This window comes from Streptomyces sp. NPDC042364 (genome assembly GCF_056437585.1).
Map to the genome: position 1 here is coordinate 435,101 of NZ_JBWKAJ010000002.1, position 15,395 is coordinate 450,495.

At 73.5% G+C, this 15,395-nt stretch carries 13 protein-coding genes and 1 pseudogene; 8 read left to right on the plus strand and 6 right to left on the minus strand.

The window, feature by feature from the left end; all coding sequences use genetic code 11:
- Window positions 1–43 precede the first annotated feature (43 nt).
- Window positions 44–1,009 carry a glycoside hydrolase family 6 protein gene (locus AC067N_RS05230; protein ID WP_478677520.1) on the minus strand — a complete coding sequence of 322 codons (966 nt, stop codon included), beginning with the start codon at window positions 1,007–1,009 and terminating at the stop codon, window positions 44–46.
- Between the two features lie 294 nt (window positions 1,010–1,303).
- On the opposite strand from AC067N_RS05230, the gene AC067N_RS05235 reads away from it, so the two are divergent.
- Window positions 1,304–2,317: a LacI family DNA-binding transcriptional regulator gene (locus AC067N_RS05235; RefSeq protein WP_478677521.1), complete on the plus strand. Its 1,014-nt coding sequence runs from the start codon at window positions 1,304–1,306 to the stop codon at window positions 2,315–2,317.
- Between the two features lie 482 nt (window positions 2,318–2,799).
- Here the strand turns inward: AC067N_RS05235 and AC067N_RS05240 are convergent, their stop codons facing one another.
- From AC067N_RS05240 to AC067N_RS05250, 3 genes are all read right to left on the minus strand, one after another.
- Window positions 2,800–3,810 (minus strand): Gfo/Idh/MocA family protein, encoded by a 1,011-nt coding sequence (locus tag AC067N_RS05240; RefSeq protein WP_478677522.1) that lies wholly within the window; start codon window positions 3,808–3,810, stop codon window positions 2,800–2,802.
- 66 nt (window positions 3,811–3,876) lie between these two features.
- On the minus strand, window positions 3,877–4,638 hold the full coding sequence (locus AC067N_RS05245) for an SDR family oxidoreductase (protein ID WP_478677523.1): 762 nt from the start codon (window positions 4,636–4,638) through the stop codon (window positions 3,877–3,879).
- A gap of 71 nt (window positions 4,639–4,709) precedes the next feature.
- Complete coding sequence (locus AC067N_RS05250) at window positions 4,710–5,876, minus strand: phytanoyl-CoA dioxygenase family protein (RefSeq protein WP_478677524.1); 1,167 nt, start codon at window positions 5,874–5,876, stop codon at window positions 4,710–4,712.
- A 188-nt stretch (window positions 5,877–6,064) separates the two neighbouring features.
- Between AC067N_RS05250 and AC067N_RS05255 the strand changes: the two genes are divergently transcribed.
- Window positions 6,065–7,093, plus strand: coding sequence for a LacI family DNA-binding transcriptional regulator (locus AC067N_RS05255; RefSeq protein WP_478677525.1), 1,029 nt, complete (start codon window positions 6,065–6,067; stop codon window positions 7,091–7,093).
- A 64-nt stretch (window positions 7,094–7,157) separates the two neighbouring features.
- Here AC067N_RS05255 and AC067N_RS05260 read toward each other — a convergent pair whose 3' ends face one another.
- Window positions 7,158–8,120, minus strand: coding sequence for a GlxA family transcriptional regulator (locus tag AC067N_RS05260; RefSeq protein ID WP_478677526.1), 963 nt, complete (start codon window positions 8,118–8,120; stop codon window positions 7,158–7,160).
- 95 nt (window positions 8,121–8,215) lie between these two features.
- Here AC067N_RS05260 and AC067N_RS05265 point away from each other — a divergent pair, with 95 nt between their 5' ends.
- Window positions 8,216–9,178, plus strand: coding sequence for an NADP-dependent oxidoreductase (locus AC067N_RS05265; protein ID WP_478677527.1), 963 nt, complete (start codon window positions 8,216–8,218; stop codon window positions 9,176–9,178).
- Window positions 9,179–9,271: 93 nt separating this feature from the next.
- On the opposite strand, the gene AC067N_RS05270 is transcribed toward AC067N_RS05265, so the two are convergent.
- The gene (locus AC067N_RS05270; protein WP_478677528.1) at window positions 9,272–10,090 is read right to left on the minus strand and encodes a CDP-alcohol phosphatidyltransferase family protein; all 819 of its coding nucleotides are present in this window, start codon (window positions 10,088–10,090) and stop codon (window positions 9,272–9,274) included.
- 108 nt (window positions 10,091–10,198) lie between these two features.
- Here AC067N_RS05270 and AC067N_RS05275 point away from each other — a divergent pair, with 108 nt between their 5' ends.
- The 5 genes and pseudogenes from AC067N_RS05275 to AC067N_RS05295 all read left to right on the plus strand — a co-directional run.
- Window positions 10,199–11,179: a zinc-dependent alcohol dehydrogenase gene (locus AC067N_RS05275; protein ID WP_478677529.1), complete on the plus strand. Its 981-nt coding sequence runs from the start codon at window positions 10,199–10,201 to the stop codon at window positions 11,177–11,179.
- A 167-nt stretch (window positions 11,180–11,346) separates the two neighbouring features.
- Window positions 11,347–11,745, plus strand: coding sequence for a 6-pyruvoyl trahydropterin synthase family protein (locus AC067N_RS05280; RefSeq protein ID WP_055519615.1), 399 nt, complete (start codon window positions 11,347–11,349; stop codon window positions 11,743–11,745).
- Window positions 11,742–12,983 (plus strand): glycosyltransferase family 4 protein, encoded by a 1,242-nt coding sequence (locus AC067N_RS05285; RefSeq protein ID WP_478677530.1) that lies wholly within the window; start codon window positions 11,742–11,744, stop codon window positions 12,981–12,983. Before AC067N_RS05280 ends, AC067N_RS05285 begins: the two co-directional genes overlap by 4 nt.
- Window positions 12,980–14,011, plus strand: coding sequence for a class I SAM-dependent methyltransferase (locus AC067N_RS05290; protein ID WP_478677531.1), 1,032 nt, complete (start codon window positions 12,980–12,982; stop codon window positions 14,009–14,011). Before AC067N_RS05285 ends, AC067N_RS05290 begins: the two co-directional genes overlap by 4 nt.
- Window positions 14,012–14,118: 107 nt before the next feature.
- Window positions 14,119–15,345 (plus strand): annotated as a pseudogene (locus AC067N_RS05295) (lysylphosphatidylglycerol synthase transmembrane domain-containing protein); the annotation flags it as partial.
- Window positions 15,346–15,395 lie beyond the last annotated feature (50 nt).

The window sequence follows — 15,395 nt, forward strand, 5'->3', positions numbered from 1 at the left end:
TCGACCGGCGGCGGCGGGCCGTGGCCGCGCTCGCCGGCCGCGATCAGTAGCCGTAGATCATCTTGTAGGCGACCTCGGGGAGGAACTGCCCGGCCGACGAGCCTGATCCGACGCCGCAGTTGCCGTCCGACTCGCCCGGCGCCTTGATCCACAGCAGCATCTCGGCGCCGCCGCCCATCTGGGTGGCGGGGCCGATGCGGCGGCCCGAGGGGTTGCACCACTGGCCGTTGGAGCCGTTGCCGTTGCGGCTGGTGTCCACGACGAACGGCTTGGTGTAGCCGTAGCGCGCGCTGAGCTGGCTGTTCACGGCGTTGCCGTAGGCGGTGTTCTCGGCGGTGGTCAGGTAGTTGGAGACGTTGAGCGAGAAGCCGTGGGCCTGGCGGAGGCCGGCCTCGTGCAGACGCCGCGCCATCGTTGCCGCGTCCGTCCACGCGGGGTTGCCGGCATCCATGTACACCCAGGTGTTGGGAGCCTGGCGGCTGAACTGCGTGAGGGCACCGCTGAGCATGCCCTGGCGTTCGGTGATCTGCGCCTGGTTCATGCAGCCGTAGTCCCCGAGGGAGTCCGGCTCCAGGATCACCAGGGCGGGACGGCTGCCGATCCCGCCGGCGAACTGGGAGATCCAGTTCGCGTACGCCGACGGTGAGGCGGCCCCGCCCGCGGAGTGCCCACCGCAGTAGTCGCGGTTGTAGATGTTGTACGCGACGAGGATGGGCAGCTTGTCCCTGCTGTCCGCGGCGCCCGTGAACGAGCCCGTGGCGGAGCCGATCGAGCCGCTCCACGAGCCGAACCAGCGGGCCATCGGGGTGTTCGCGATGGAGGCGTTGATCGCGGACGCCCGGCCGTCACCGGGGTTGGCCGCGACCCACCGCTTCGCGCTGGAGTCGGGGTCCACATAGAACCCGCTGGTCATGCTGGTCGGGTCGGCGGCATGGGCGGACGGAGCGGCGGCGAGAGCGAGCGGCAGAGCACAGAGCGCTGCCATCAGGACGCGGAGCCTGCGGCGCATGACATCACCTCGGTTTCCTGGCAAGGATGCGTCGCGCGCTCTCGTCCCGAGCGTGCGACGCGCTGAGGAAGTGCGGTGGTACGGCGTACCCCGATGAGGTGGGAGCGCTCCCATTGGAAGCGCTTCCAGTGGTGCCGAGAACCTTAGGGGTATGGTCGGTATCGTGTGGCTGGCTGGTAGAACTGTCAATAGTCGAGGTGTGAACCTCCCTCTGTACAGGGTGAGTTGCAGGCTCTACGGTCCTTGTCACCGGAAGCGGTCCCAGTTTTCGGCCCGGGGGAGAGACATATGGTCATGGCAGAGGATCCGCCGCGTCGGCATCCCACGCTCGACGCCGTGGCCGCACTCGCGGGCGTCTCCCGCTCCGTGGCCTCCCGTGTCCTCAACAACGCGCCGCACGTCAGCCGGGGGAAACGCGAGGCGGTCGAGCGGGCCGTCCGGCAACTCGGCTACGTGCCCAATCCGACCGCCCGCGCGCTGGCCACCCGTCAGACGGGAGCGGCCGCCCTGGTCGTCTCGGGAGAGGATCCGTCGATCTTCGCCGATCCGTTCTTCGCCCAGGTGATCGTGGGGGCGTCGGCCGCTCTTGAGGAGGCCGACCTGCATCTGATGCTGTGTCTGGCCGCGACCGACCGGGGTCGCGAACGGGTTGAGGAACTGCTCCGCGGAAAGGGTGCCGACGGCGTCATGCTGATGGCCCTGCGCGAGAACGATCCGCTCGCCCGTGTGGCCGAGGAGGCGGAGATGCCGGTGGTGTTCGGTGGACGCCCCGTCGGGTCGGCTCCCCGCTGGTACGTGGACGTCGACAACACCGGCGGAGCGCGCGAGGCGACCGAGTATCTGCTCTCCCGCGGCCGGACCCGGGTGGCCGCGATCTGCGGGCGGCTGGACACCGAGGCGGGCCGCGCCCGGTACCGCGGCTACCGGGACGCCATGCTGGCCGCCGGCCTCGATCCGTTCCCGCCGGACGAGGGGGACTTCACCGAGCCCAGCGGAGCCGCCGTCATGGCCGGGCTGCTGGCGGAACGCCCCTACCTGGACGGTGTGTTCGCCGCCAATGACAACATGGGGGTGGGGGCGCTGCGCACCCTGCGGGAGGCCGGGCGCCGCGTCCCCGAGGACGTCGCCGTCGTCGGGTTCGACGACCTGGCCGTGGCCCGGATCGCCGATCCGCCGCTCACCACCGTCCACCAGCCCATAACGGCCCTCGGACGGGAGATGGCGCGCATGCTCGTCGCGCTGGTCAACGGGCAGGACCCCACCCCGCTGATCCTGCCCACCCGCCTGGTCACCCGCTCCAGCGCCTGACCCTGCGGCGGCCCGGCCGGGCCGCGCGCCCGGCCGAGCGACCACTCGACCGGGCGGGTGCTTGTCCGGGGGCGTGCTTGTCCGGGCGGCGCGCGTCCAGGCCTGCGGGGTGGCTCAGCCGGGTGGTCGGGGCCGCGTTGCGATCGGGGGGCGTGCTCTTCTGGGCGGGCGGGGTTGTGTGATCGGGTGGGCGGGGTCGTGGCGCTGTGCGGAGTGTTCCTCCGGGCCGGCGGGGCTGTTCGGTCGGGCGGCTGGACTGCCCGGCCCGACGGGGGGCGCGTGTTGGGGGGGCGCGCTCGCCCGGACCGCCGGGACGGTCCGGGCGGGCGGCGGGACTGCCTCGGGCCGGCGGAGTGCTCGGCCGACCCGGCGGGGCGCCGCTCGGCTGATGTGGCCGGCGCCCGTGCCGGGTGGCCGGGCCGATGCCGGCACCGCAGGTCACGGCGGCGGCGCGGCCCCGCCCCTGCCGGGACTCAGGACGCTCAGGCGGCGTCCTTGCGTACCTCCTCCAGCCGTACCGGGCGGCGCTCGGCCACCGACAGCGTGCACGCCTCGGCGATCCAGCTGGCCTCGATGGCGTCGGCGACCGTGCAAGGGGAAGGGCGGGTGCCGGCGACGACCTCGGTGAACGCGGTCAGTTCGGCGCGGTAGGCGGGGGTGAAGCGGTCCATGAAGAAGTTGTGCGGTGGACCGGCGGGGAAGGTCACGCCCGGCTCGGCGGAGCGGAGGGGGAGCCGGCCGTCGAGGCCCGCCGCGATGCTGTCCTTCATGCCGTGCACCTCAAGGCGCACGTCGTACCCGCGGGCGTTGTGGCGGGTGTTGGAGATGACGCCGATGGTGCCGTCGTCGAAGGTGAGCAGCGAGGACGCCGTGTCGACGTCACCGGCCTCCTTGATGTACTCCGCGCCCTTGTTGCCGCCCGTCGCGTACACCTCGACGACCTCGCGGCCCGTCACCCAGCGCACGATGTCGAAGTCGTGCACCGCGCAGTCCCGGAAGATGCCGCCCGACACCGCCACGTACGCGGCCGGCGGCGGGGCCGGGTCCAGGGTCGTCGACCGCACGGTGTGCAGCGCGCCCAGTTCACCGCTGAGGACCGCCTCGCGGGCGGTCATGCAGCCCGCGTCGAAGCGGCGGTTGTAGCCGATCTGGACCTCGATGCCGCTGTCCCGGACGGCGCGCAGCACGGTGAGGCTGTCCTCGACCGTCTTCGCCACCGGCTTCTCGCAGAACACCGGGATGCCCGCCTCGACGGCGGCGAGGATCAGTCCGGGGTGCGCGTCCGTCGCCGCCGTGATCACGACTCCGTCGATCCCGGAGGCGAACACCGCCTCGGGGGAGTCGGCCACCGTGGCGCCGAACTTCTCCGCCGCCGCGGCAGCCGCCGCGGCCACCGGGTCGGAGACCACCAGCTCCTCCACGACGTCCAGCCCGGACAGTGTCCCGGCGTGGAAGGCGCCGATGCGGCCCAGCCCCAGGATGCCAATGCGCATGATCGAGTGTCCCTTTCAGATGTGCGGGGGAAGGTAGAAAGCAGGGATTAGAGCAGGTCAGGGCTGTCAGTCGGAGGCGCCCAGGACGTTCTGGTCCCAGTCGATCACCGAGCCCGTCACCACACCACTGCGGTCGGACAGCAGGAAGACGACGAAGTCGGCGATCTCGTCGACCTGGCCGAGCTTTCCCATCGGCAGCCGTTCCGCTGCCCGCTCCCGCCAGTCGTCGCCCGCGTCGTGGAACTCCCGCTGGATCGCGTCCTCGCCCTCGGTCTCCGTCCAGCCGATGTTGAGGTCGTTGATCCGGATCCGGTCCCAGCGGTGGGCGTGGGCGGCGTTGCGGGTGAGGCCCGCCAGGCCGGCCTTTGCGGCGGAGTACGGCGCGAGGAACGGAGGGCCGCCGTGCGCGCAGTTGGAGCCGATGTTGACGATCGTGCCGGGCGCCCCGCGGGCCACCAGATGCGCCACCACCGCCTGCATCGCGAAGAAGGGGGCGCGCAGGTTGATCGCGATGTGCGCGTCGAACAGCTCCGGCGAGGTGTCGAGCAGCGACCCGCGTGAGGTCAGCCCCGCCGCGTTCACCAGGCTGTCGATCCGGCCGTGGGCCGCGATCACCTCGTCCACGCCGCCGCGCACCCGCGCCGGGTCCGCGAGGTCCGCGCGGACGAACAAGGCGCCTGTCTCCGCCGCCAGTTTCTCGCCGACCTCGGCGCGGCGGCCCGTGAAGGCGACGGTCGCGCCCTCGCGCAGGGCGGCGCGGACGATGCCCGCGCCGACGCCCTGGCTGCCGCCGTTGACGAGGACGACCTTGTCCTCCAGGAGTGCCATCCGGGGTGTTTCCTTTCGTTCGGCTCCGACGCCGCGCACCGGCGGTGCCGCCAGTCGGCCGCGGTGTCGGGTCAGGTGCGGCGCCGTTCGGCGCCCGCTCGCAGTTCCCCGCGCAGCCGCGCCGGGCTCCAGTCCTCGGCCACGGCCCGCCACAGCGTGTCCGCCTGGGACGGCGGGGCGAGTCCGTCGACCGGCGGGTCCCGGTCCAGGTTCGTGGGGAAGGCGTAGCCCTCGGCGGTGGCCGCCACCACGCGGCGCAGCCAGTCCTCGGCGGCGCCCCCTGCCTTGCGGGCGAGCAGGGCGGGGAACACCGCGTTCGCCATGGCCTCGCGGTCCACCGTCTCCATCGCCCGGCCGAAGGCGGAGGAGACCTGGAGCAGGTTCGCCATCCGCCGGACGTCCGTCGAGCGGTTGTGCCCGGCGGCGTGGAACAGCGCTGGGTTGAAGAAGACCGCGTCCCCCTTCTCCAGCGGGAGCTGCACGTGGTGGGCGTCGAAGTACGCGACGAACTCGGGCAGCCGCCAGGCCAGGTAGCCGGGCTCGTACTTCTGGGAGTGCGGCAGGTACAGGGTCGGGCCGGACTCGACGGGCATGTCGCAGTGGGCCACCGCGCCCTGCAGGGTCAGCACGGGGGAGAGGCGGTGGACGTGCGCCGGATACGCGGCGGCCTGCTCCGGGCCGAGGAAGCCGAGGTGGTAGTCGCGGTGCGGGCTCTGCGCGGCGCCGCCCGGGTTGACCACGTTGATCTGCGACGTCATCTGGTAGCCGGGGCCGAGCCAGGCCTCGGAGACCAGCGCCAGCATGTCGTTGGCGTAGTAGTCGGCGAACGCCTCCGGGGCCCGTACGGCCGTCTTCTCCAGGGCGTTCCACACGCGGTCGTTGGCGCCGGGCTTCGCGAAATGGTCGCCGCGGGCCGCGCCCGAGGCCCGTTCCTCCTCGATCAGCGCGGTGAAGGCGGCGGTGGCCGCGTCCACGACCCGCGGGTCGGGGAAGGCCCGCTTGAGGACCACGACACCGGGACCGTCGAGCATCGCCCGGACGAGCTCCACCTGCACCGCGCGACGGTCCGCCGCCGCCCGCAGGCGCTCGCTGTCGTAGACGGGTACGTTCCGCTCGACGCCCTCCGCGTACGGGTGGTCGCCGGCATCGGTGGTGCGCTCGACCAGGGCCCGGAACGCGTCGAGGTCGCAGTCCCCCTCGGACGGCCAGGTCGCCGAGCCCGCGGCGGTGAGGGCCATGCCGGGTCCTTTCACTGGTCTGGTCGGTCGTCGGCTTCCGGGCCGGCCGGGTGGGTCCCCGGCACGCGAAGCCCGGCAGGCCGGGCTTTCCCCGCGTCGCCGTCTCTGTCAGTCTTGGGCCCGGACCACCCTCATTCAACCCTCAGCAGCCCCTCAAAAAACCCTCATTCGCAGCCGGGAACGCAGTCATGGGACACCCTTACACGATCCGTGAGATCGCCCGTCAGGCCGGGCTGAGCCTGGCCACGGTCGACCGGGTCCTCAACGGTCGCGGCGGGGTGCGGGAGAGCACCGCCCGCGAGGTCGAACAGGCGATCAAGGACCTGGACCGGCAGCGGACCCAGGTGCGCATCGGCGGCCGTACGTTCATGGTCGACATCGTGATGCAGTCGCCGGACCGGTTCTCGACCGCCGTCCGGGAGGCCCTGGAGGCCGAACTGCCGTCCCTGCACCCGGCGGTCGTGCGTTCCCGCTTCCACTTCCGGGAGACCGGGCCCGCCTCGGAGATGGTCCGGATGCTCGACCGGATCGGCCGGCGCGGCTCACAGGGCGTGATCCTCAAGGCCCCCGACGTCCCCGAGGTCACCGGCGCGATCGAACGGCTGGTCGCGGCAGGCATCCCCGTCGTCACCCTCGCGACCGATCTGCCGAGCAGCCCGCGCAGCGCGTACGTCGGCATCGACAACCGGGCAGCCGGGGCGACCGCCGCGTATCTGGTCCGGCAGTGGCTCGGTGACCGGCCCGGCGCCGTGCTGGTCACCATCAGCCGGGGCTTCTACCGCAACGAGGAGGAGCGCGAGATGGGGTTCCGGGCGGCGATGCGGGCCGCCGAGCCGGGCCGCAGGCTCGTCGAGGTCACCGACAGCGACGGCCTCGACGCCACCCAGCGGGACCTGGTCCGGGACGCGCTGGAGCGGGAGCCGGACCTCGCCGCCGTCTACTCGATCGGCGGCGGCAACACCGCGACGCTCGACGCCTTCGCCGCGGCGGGCCGGGCGCCGCACGTCTTCGTCGCGCACGACCTGGACCACGACAACACCCGGCTGCTGCGGGCCGGCAGGCTGTCCGCCGTGCTCCACCACGACCTCCGCCAGGACCTGCGCCGCGCCTGCCAGACCATCATGCGCGTCCAGCAGGCCCTCCCGGAGGAGGGTCCCTCCCTGCCCTCGGCGATCCAGGTGGTCACGCCGTACAACATGCCGCCGGGGAACGGGTAGCCGAGGGGCCGTTCAGGTGTCCTCGCGCCGAGACCGCCCGGGTCGCTCATGGTGCGAGGACACCTCAGGCCCTCGTCCGGAACGTGCGCCGGTAGGCCAGCGGGGACACCCCGATCGCCGCGTGCAGATGCTGGCGCAGGGACGTGCCGGTGGCGAAGCCGACATGGCCGGCGATCTCGTCGACCGGCAGGTCCGTGGACTCCAGGAGGTGCCGGGCGCGGGTCACCCGCTGCTGGACGAGCCAGCGGCCCGGGCTCATCCCCACCTCGTCGTTGAAGCGGCGGGCGAAGGTGCGCAGGCTCATCCGGGCGTGCCCGGCGAGGTCGGTCAGCGTCAGTGGTGAGTCCAGGTGTTCGAGGGCCCACTGGCGGGTGGCGGCCGTGCCGTTGGCCGGGTCCTGGGGGACCGGCTGCTCGATGTACTGGGCCTGGCCGCCCTCCCGCCACGGCGGCACCACGCACCGGCGGGCCACCCGGTTGGCGACCTCGCTGCCGTGGTCCTTGCGCACGAGATGCAGACACATGTCGATGCCGGACGCGGCGCCCGCCGAGGTGAGGATGTCCCCGTCGTCCACGAACAGGACGTCCGGGTCCAGGTCGACCCTCGGGAAGCTCCGGCGGAAGGTCTCGGCGAGCGCCCAGTGCGTGGTCGCGGGCCGGCCGTCCAGCAGTCCGGCCGCGGCGAGCACGAAGGCGCCGGTGCAGATGGAGACCAGCCGGGTGCCTGGGCGGATACGCGCGAGCGCCGCCGCCAAGGGGTCGGGAAGCTCGGTCGGCAGCAGCCCGAGGGCGGCCGGGAAGGGCCCGAACGAGGCGATGACCACGGTGTCGGCCGTGGCCAGGACCTCGGGGCCGTGCTCCACGGAGACCGTGAAGTCGGCGGCAGAGCGCACCGGCCGGCCGTCGGCCGTGCAGGTCAGGACCTCGTACAGGCCGTCGGTGGAGCCGAAGACCCGGCTCGGTATGCCGAGTTCGAAGGGGTAGACCCCGTCGGGGGCGAGGACCACCACACGGTGCGCGGACGTCATGCCGGACAGTCTGGCACGGATCGTGGCACGATCCCATCGAATGATGGCCATCGTGCCATTGCTGGGGTGCCCGTCCCCGGCGCAGGCTGGACGCCATGACGGAAGCGAACACGAACCCCGGCACCATGCGTGCCGTCAGCCAGGACGACTTCGGCGGGCCGGAGGTACTGAAGGAGGTCGAACGGCCGCGCCCCGTGCCCGGCCTCGGCGAGATCCTCGTCCGGGTCCACGCGGCCGGCGTGAACCCGACGGACTGGAAGAACCGCGCCCATGGACTGTGGGTACCGGACCCCCTGCCCGTACTGGGCTGGGACGTCTCCGGGGTCGTCGAGGCGGTGGGCCTCGGGGTCACCCTGTTCAAGCCGGGCGACGAGGTCTTCGGCATGCTGCCCTACCCGCACGGGGCGGGCGCCTACGCCGAGTACGCCAAGGGGCCGGCCCGGGCCTTCGCCCACAAGCCCTCGAACATCGGCCATGTCGAGGCGGGCGCCCTGCCGCTGGCCGCGCTCACCGCGTACCAGGCGCTCGTGGACACCGCCGACGTGCGGCCCGGCCGGCGGGTGCTGATCCACGCGGCCGCCGGGGGAGTGGGGCACCTCGCCGTGCAGATCGCCAAGGCGAGGGGTGCGTACGTCATCGGTACGGCCAGCGCCGGCAAGCACGAACTGCTGCGCGAACTGGGCGCCGACGAACTGATCGACTACCGGACCGAGGACTTCGCCGAGCGGGTGAAGGACGTGGACGTGGTCCTGGACACCCTGGCCGGGGACGTCCGCACCCGTTCCCTGGACGTCCTGCGTCCGGGCGGCACCCTCGTCACGATCCTGCCGATCGGCCTGGAGGACGACGCGAGGAAGGCCGCCGAACTGGGGGTACGGCTCGAAGCGCTGCTGGTCGAGGCCGACCGGGCGGGGATGCGGGCCATCGCCGGCCTCGTCGCGGAGGGGAAGCTGCGCGCCCGTGTCGACGCCGTCTTCCCGCTCGCCGAGGCGGGGAAGGCACACGCCCACGGGGAGACCGACCGGACCACGGGGAAGATCGTCCTCACCGTGCGCTGAGGCCGGCGCCGGGCCGTGCCCGGCTCGCCGCGCGCCTCGCGCACGCCGTCTCGTACGGCAACCCGCGGGTCGACCGGTACGCCGATCCGTACGTCAGCTCGACACCAGCTCGGCCGCGCGGCGCTCCGCGCCGGCCTCCACGGCCACGGCCACGGTCACCGGCTCCGGCACGGTCACCGTGGCCGTCGCCGTGTCCCGGCCCTCGCGGTTGCGGTACAGCCAGCCGATGTCCCGGCCGAACGACCAGACCAGCGAGCCCAGCGCCACGGCGGCGACGGCGAAGTTCGCCGCGTAGGGCAGCAGTTCGGAGGCGGCCACCAGCAGGAAGACCCCCTGGATCGCGGCCACCGTCTTACGGGCCATGCTGTGCGGGAGGGAACCGTTCAGCCACGGCATGACCTTGGCGGCGGCGACGAAGCCGTACCGCATCAGGCCGATCAGCAGCACCCACGGGCCGAGCGACATCGACACGTACACGCTCAGCACGAGGATCAGGAACGCGTCGACCTCCATGTCGAAGCGGGCGCCCAGCGCGGTCGACGTGCCGGTGCGCCGGGCCACCTTGCCGTCGACGCCGTCGAGGATCAGGGCCACGGCGGTCAGACCGACGAAGAGGGAGACCGGCGGCGAGCTCTGGAAGGAGTCGGCGACCAGCGCGGTGACGGCGCCGACGAGGACCGCCCGGCCGAGCGTGACCCGGTTCGCGGGGCCGAAGGAACGGGGCCGGCTGCGCAGCAGCGCCCGGTTGAGGACCGCCCACGTGGCGAACGCGAACGCCAGCCCGGTCAGCCAGCCCGCAGGACCCAGTCCGATCGCCGTGCCCAGGAAGGCGAGGAGCAGCACCTGGGCGCCGGCGCCCACCGCCGTCTCAGAGAGCACCAGCCGGCCGTCGTAAGTGTTGTTCAGGGCCACCGCAAACCTTCCGAACGTGTGTGGAAGAGTCGATCATCGCCGCGTACCGTTCCGCGACTTCCACTGCTGCGTACGTGGAGAACCGCCCGACCGTTCACGGAGACACATATGAAACACACAGCCCGCGCCTTCTGGCTCAGCTCCCCGGGACGGGGCGAGATCCGCGAGGAGCACCTCGCCGCCCCGGCCGACGGCGAGGTGCTCGTCCGCGCGCTGTACTCCGGTGTCAGCCGTGGCACGGAGACCCTCGTGTTCGGCGGTCGCGTACCCCGGAACCAGCACGCGACGATGCGCGCGCCCTTCCAGGAAGGAGAGTTCCCGGCACCGGTGAAGTACGGCTATCTCAGCGTCGGCCGGGTCGAAGAGGGGCCGGACGCACTGGTCGGCCGGAACGTCTTCTGCCTGTATCCGCACCAGAGCCGCTACGTCGTGCCGACGAGCGCCGTCACCGTCGTGCCGGAGTTCGTCCCCGCGGCCCGCGCCGTCCTCGCCGGAACCGTCGAGACCGCCGTCAACGCGCTGTGGGACGCGGCTCCCCTCGTCGGCGACCGGATCGCCGTCGTCGGCGGCGGCATGGTCGGCTGCTCGGTGGCCGCCCTGCTCGCCCGCTACCCCGGCGTACGGGTCCAGCTCGTCGACGCCGACCCCGCCCGCGCCGACCTCGCCCGCGCCCTCGGCGTGGACTTCGCCCTGCCCGGCGACGCGCTCGGCGAGTGCGACCTCGTCGTGCACGCCAGCGCCAGCGAACAGGGCCTCGTCACCTCGCTCGGACTCCTCGCCGCCGAGGGCACCGTCATCGAGCTGAGCTGGTACGGGGACCGCCGGATCGCGCTGCCGCTCGGCGAGGCCTTCCACTCACGCCGGCTCACCATCCGCAGCAGCCAGGTCGGCACCGTCTCCCCGGCCGGGCGCCCCGGCCGCACCTACGCCGACCGGCTGGCGCTCGCCCTCGAACTCCTCGCCGACGCACGCTTCGACGCGCTCGTCACGGGGGAGTGTGCCTTCGAGGAACTCCCGGACGTGATGCCGAGGCTCGCGAGCGGGGAACTGCCGGGCCTCTGCCATCGGGTACGGTACGCCGCCGAGTGACCCACTGACCGGTCAGCGCTTCCGCCCCACCCGCCCCTGAACTGCCCCGACGGAACGCTGACCTCCGAAGAATCCGCAAGACTCGGCTGAACAACGGGTAGGGAGCAGCCGTACTACACGGCATGCCCCGGCCCGGGGGCAGACGTACCGCACTGGAGGGTCGTCCGTTGTTCAGCATCACCGTCCGCGATCACATCATGATCGCCCACAGCTTCCGCGGGGAGGTCTTCGGACCCGCGCAGCGCCTGCACGGCGCCACCTTCCTCGTGGACGCCACCTTCCGGCGCGCCGAGCTGGACGACGACAACATCGTCGTAGACATCGGGCTGGCCACGCAGGAGCTGGGTGCCGTGGTGAGCGAGTTGAACTACCGCAACCTCGACAACGAGCCCGACTTCGCGAACACCAACACCTCGACGGAGTTCCTGGCCAAGGTGATCGCGGACCGGCTCGCCGAGCGGATCCACAAGGGCGCGATGGGCGAGAACGCCAAGGGCATCGCGGGCATCACGGTCACCCTGCACGAATCGCACATCGCCTGGGCGAGTTACGAGCGTGCCCTGTGACCGACACGACCATCGACCGGGCGGACCTCGGCACCGCCGCGCAGGCCGGCGGTGCCGCCCAGGCGAACGGGGGAGAGCAGATGAGGCTCGGCTACGTGCCCGTGCAGAACGCGGCGCTGAAGAACGCCGCGATCGTGCCCATGTCGCTGCGCTCCGTGCACTTCGTGCTGCCGGGCGGCGTCGACGACCTGGCCCGCCCCAGCGGCGGCAACGCCTACGACCGCCGGATCTGCCTCGACCTGCCCGGCTTCGGCTGGCAGGTGCACCAGCACGCGCTGCACGGCAGCTGGCCGCGTCCCGGCGCCGAGGCCCGCGCCGAACTCGCCCGTACGCTGCGGGAATTCCCCGACGGCACGGTCGTCCTCCTGGACGGGCTGGTCGCCTGCGGTGTCCCCGAGATCATCATCCCCGAGGCCGAACGCCTCTGCCTGGCCGTCCTGGTGCACCTGCCGCTCGGCGACGAGACCGGCCTGGAACCGGACGTGGCCGCCGAACTCGACGCCAAGGAACGCGAGACCCTGCGGGGCGTGCCGGCCGTGATCGCGACCAGCGACTGGGCGGTCCGCCGACTGGTGTCCCACCACGGCCTCGCCCCCGAGCGGGTCCATGTCGCCGCCCCCGGCGCCGACATCGCCCCGCTCGCCTCCGGCACCGACGGTGTCTCCCGGCTGCTGTGCGTCGCCGCGGTCACCCCGCGCAAGGGCCAGCACCGGCTGGTCGAGGCCCTCGCGACCGTCACCGACCTGCCGTGGAGCTGCGTCCTGGTCGGCGGTGTCGACCAGGACCCCGAGTACGTCGACCACATCCGCGGCCTCGTCGCCAAGTTCGGTCTGGAGGACCGGCTGCACCTCGCCGGACCGCAGACGGGCGCCGAACTCGACGCCAGCTACGCCTCCGCCGACCTGATGGTCCTCACCTCCTACGCGGAGACCTACGGCATGGCGGTCACCGAGGCCCTCGCCAGAGGAATCCCCGTGCTGGCCACGGACGTCGGCGGTCTCCCGGAGGCCGTCGGCCGCGCCCCCGACGGCGGTGTGCCCGGCATCCTGGTCCCGCCGGAGAACCCCGCGGCCATCGCGTCGGAGCTGCGCGGCTGGTTCGGGGAGGCCGACGTGCGGCGCCGGCTGAAGGCCGCGGCGCGCGGGCGCCGCGCCGCGCTCGACGGCTGGGCCACCACGGCCCGCAGCCTCGCCCACGTCCTGGGGCGACTGCGCCACGAACCCCGGAGGGCGGCATGACCACTTCAGCCGAAACGGCCACCACGACGACCGCGTCCGCGGGGACACCGGCGGGCGGGGACAGTGGTGGTTCCGTGAGCCCGGGACCGGGTTCCGCGCCTTCCGCGGGTACGCCCGCACCCACGGCCGCGGCGGCTTCCGCCACCGGTACCGCGCTCAGCATGGCGGGGCGGGGCGGCGACACCCCGGCGGCCGAGGGGCATCAGTACGCGCCGCAGTGGCTGGAGTTGCGGGAGAGCGCCGACGCCGCCGCCCGTGCCGCGGATCTGCTCGACCCGCTGCGCATCCGTCTGGCGAACCTGCCCCGACGGGCCACCGGACTCGTCATCCACGACCTCGGCTGCGGTACGGGCTCGATGGGCCGCTGGCTCGCGCCCCGGCTCGACGGCGCCCAGCAGTGGGTCCTGCACGACCAGGACCCCGCCCTGCTGCGGCTGGCCGTCGAGCGGGCCCCGCGCGCGGCCGCCGACGGCAGCCCCGTCACGGTCACCACCCGGCGCGGCGACATCGGGCGGCTCAGGGCCGAGGACCTGGCCGGCGCCTCGCTGGTCACGGCGTCCGCGCTGCTCGACGTCCTCACCCGCGAGGAGATCGAGACGCTCGCCGGGGCCTGCGCGGGCGCCGGCGTCCCCGCGCTGCTGACGCTCTCCGTCGTCGGCCGCGCCGACCTCGTACCGGCCCACCCCATGGACGAGGAGGTGGCCGAGGCGTTCAACGCCCACCAGCGCGCGAGCGATCTGCTCGGCCCCGACGCGATCACCGTGGCCTGCGAGGCGTTCGCCCAGCGGGGCGCCACGGTCCGGGTCAACCCGAGCCCCTGGCAACTCGACGACCGGCACATCGCGCTCACCGAGGAGTGGTTGCGCGGCTGGGTCGGCGCCGCGTGCGAACAGCGCCCCGAACTCACCGAGCGCGCCGAAGCCTACCTCCGCGACCGCCTGGCGGCCTGCGCGGCGGGCGAGTTGCGCGTCACCCTCCACCACAGCGACCTGCTGGCCCTTCCCCGGCCGACGGGCGGCACCCCGTGACGGCGCCCGTGGACGCGTACACACAGGTGGGCGAGCGACGGGTCGGCGTACGGCCGAGGGGCGTCCGGGCGCGTGTGAGGGCGAGTGCTCCCTCGCCCCGCGCGCGCATGCGCACGACCGCGCCGGTCACGACCCCGCGCCGGCACCCGCAGGCCGCACCCCGGAACACCGTGGTGGTACCGGGCGAGGACCGCGCGGAAACGAGCCGGCCCGCCACACGCCCCGGCCTGACTGCGGCCCCGACCGTGGTGACCCCGGCCGCCCGCCGCCCCTCGGCGGTGCCGGTCCGCGCTCCCCGGGCGTCCTCGGCCCCGCTGCCCGGCCCCGCGCTCAAGGCGTCGACGTCCGCCGAGGCCTTCGACGGCCACCGGGCGGAGGCCGCCGCGGTGCCCCCGCGTACGGCATCGCGGGCGCTGCCGGGCGACGGCCCCTCCGGCGCTCCGGAGCCGGCCCGCCCGGTGAAGGGCGAGGTCCCGGTGGACGCCCCGGCCGAGTCCGGGCCCCGCCTCGGCGCCAGGGTGCTCCGCGCACTGCGCGCCCACTTCGGGAGCATCGCGGGAACGATCATCCTCGCGGTCGTCGTGTGGCGGCTCGGGACCGGTGTGTTCGTGGACGGACTGCGGCGGATCGACGCCGGAACGCTGGTCGCGGCCGTCGGGATCGGCGTGGTGACGACCGTGTTCAGCGCCTGGCGCTGGTGCGCGGTCACGAGGGCGCTGGGCATCCGGCTGCCCCTCGGCCCGGCCGTCGCGGACTACTACCGGGCGCTGTTCCTCAACGCGGCGCTCCCCGGCGGTGTCCTCGGAGATGTGCACCGGGCCGTCCGGCACGGGCAGAGCTCCGGGGACATGGGACGCGGCGTACGAGCGGTGGTGATCGAGCGGACGGCGGGTCAGCTGGTGCTGGCCGCCGTGGGCGTGGCGGTCCTGCTGGCCATGCCCTCCCCGGTGCTGGAGCAGACCCGTCGCGCGGCGGGCGTGCTGGCGCTCGTCGCCCTGGGCGCGACCGCCATCTGGGCGGCACTGCGGATGGGCCGCAAGCCGGTCCCCGCGGGCGGCGGCCGGGGCGGTCGGGTGCGCGCCGCGCTCACCGAGGCGCGCGGCGCGCTGCTGAACCGCGACAGCGGCCCGGCCGTGCTGATCTCCTCCGTGGTGGTGCTGGCCGGGTACGTGGCGATGTTCCTGCTCGCCGCACGCGTCGCCGGCTCCGCGGCGACCCCGGCGACGGTGGTGCCGCTCGCTCTGCTGGCCCTGATCGCCATGAGCCTGCCGCTGAACGTCGGCGGCTGGGGCCCCCGGGAGGGTGTCACCGCCTGGTCGTTCGGCGCGGCGGGTCTGGGCGCCTCCCAGGGCCTGACCGTGGCCGTCGTCTACGGCGTGCTGAG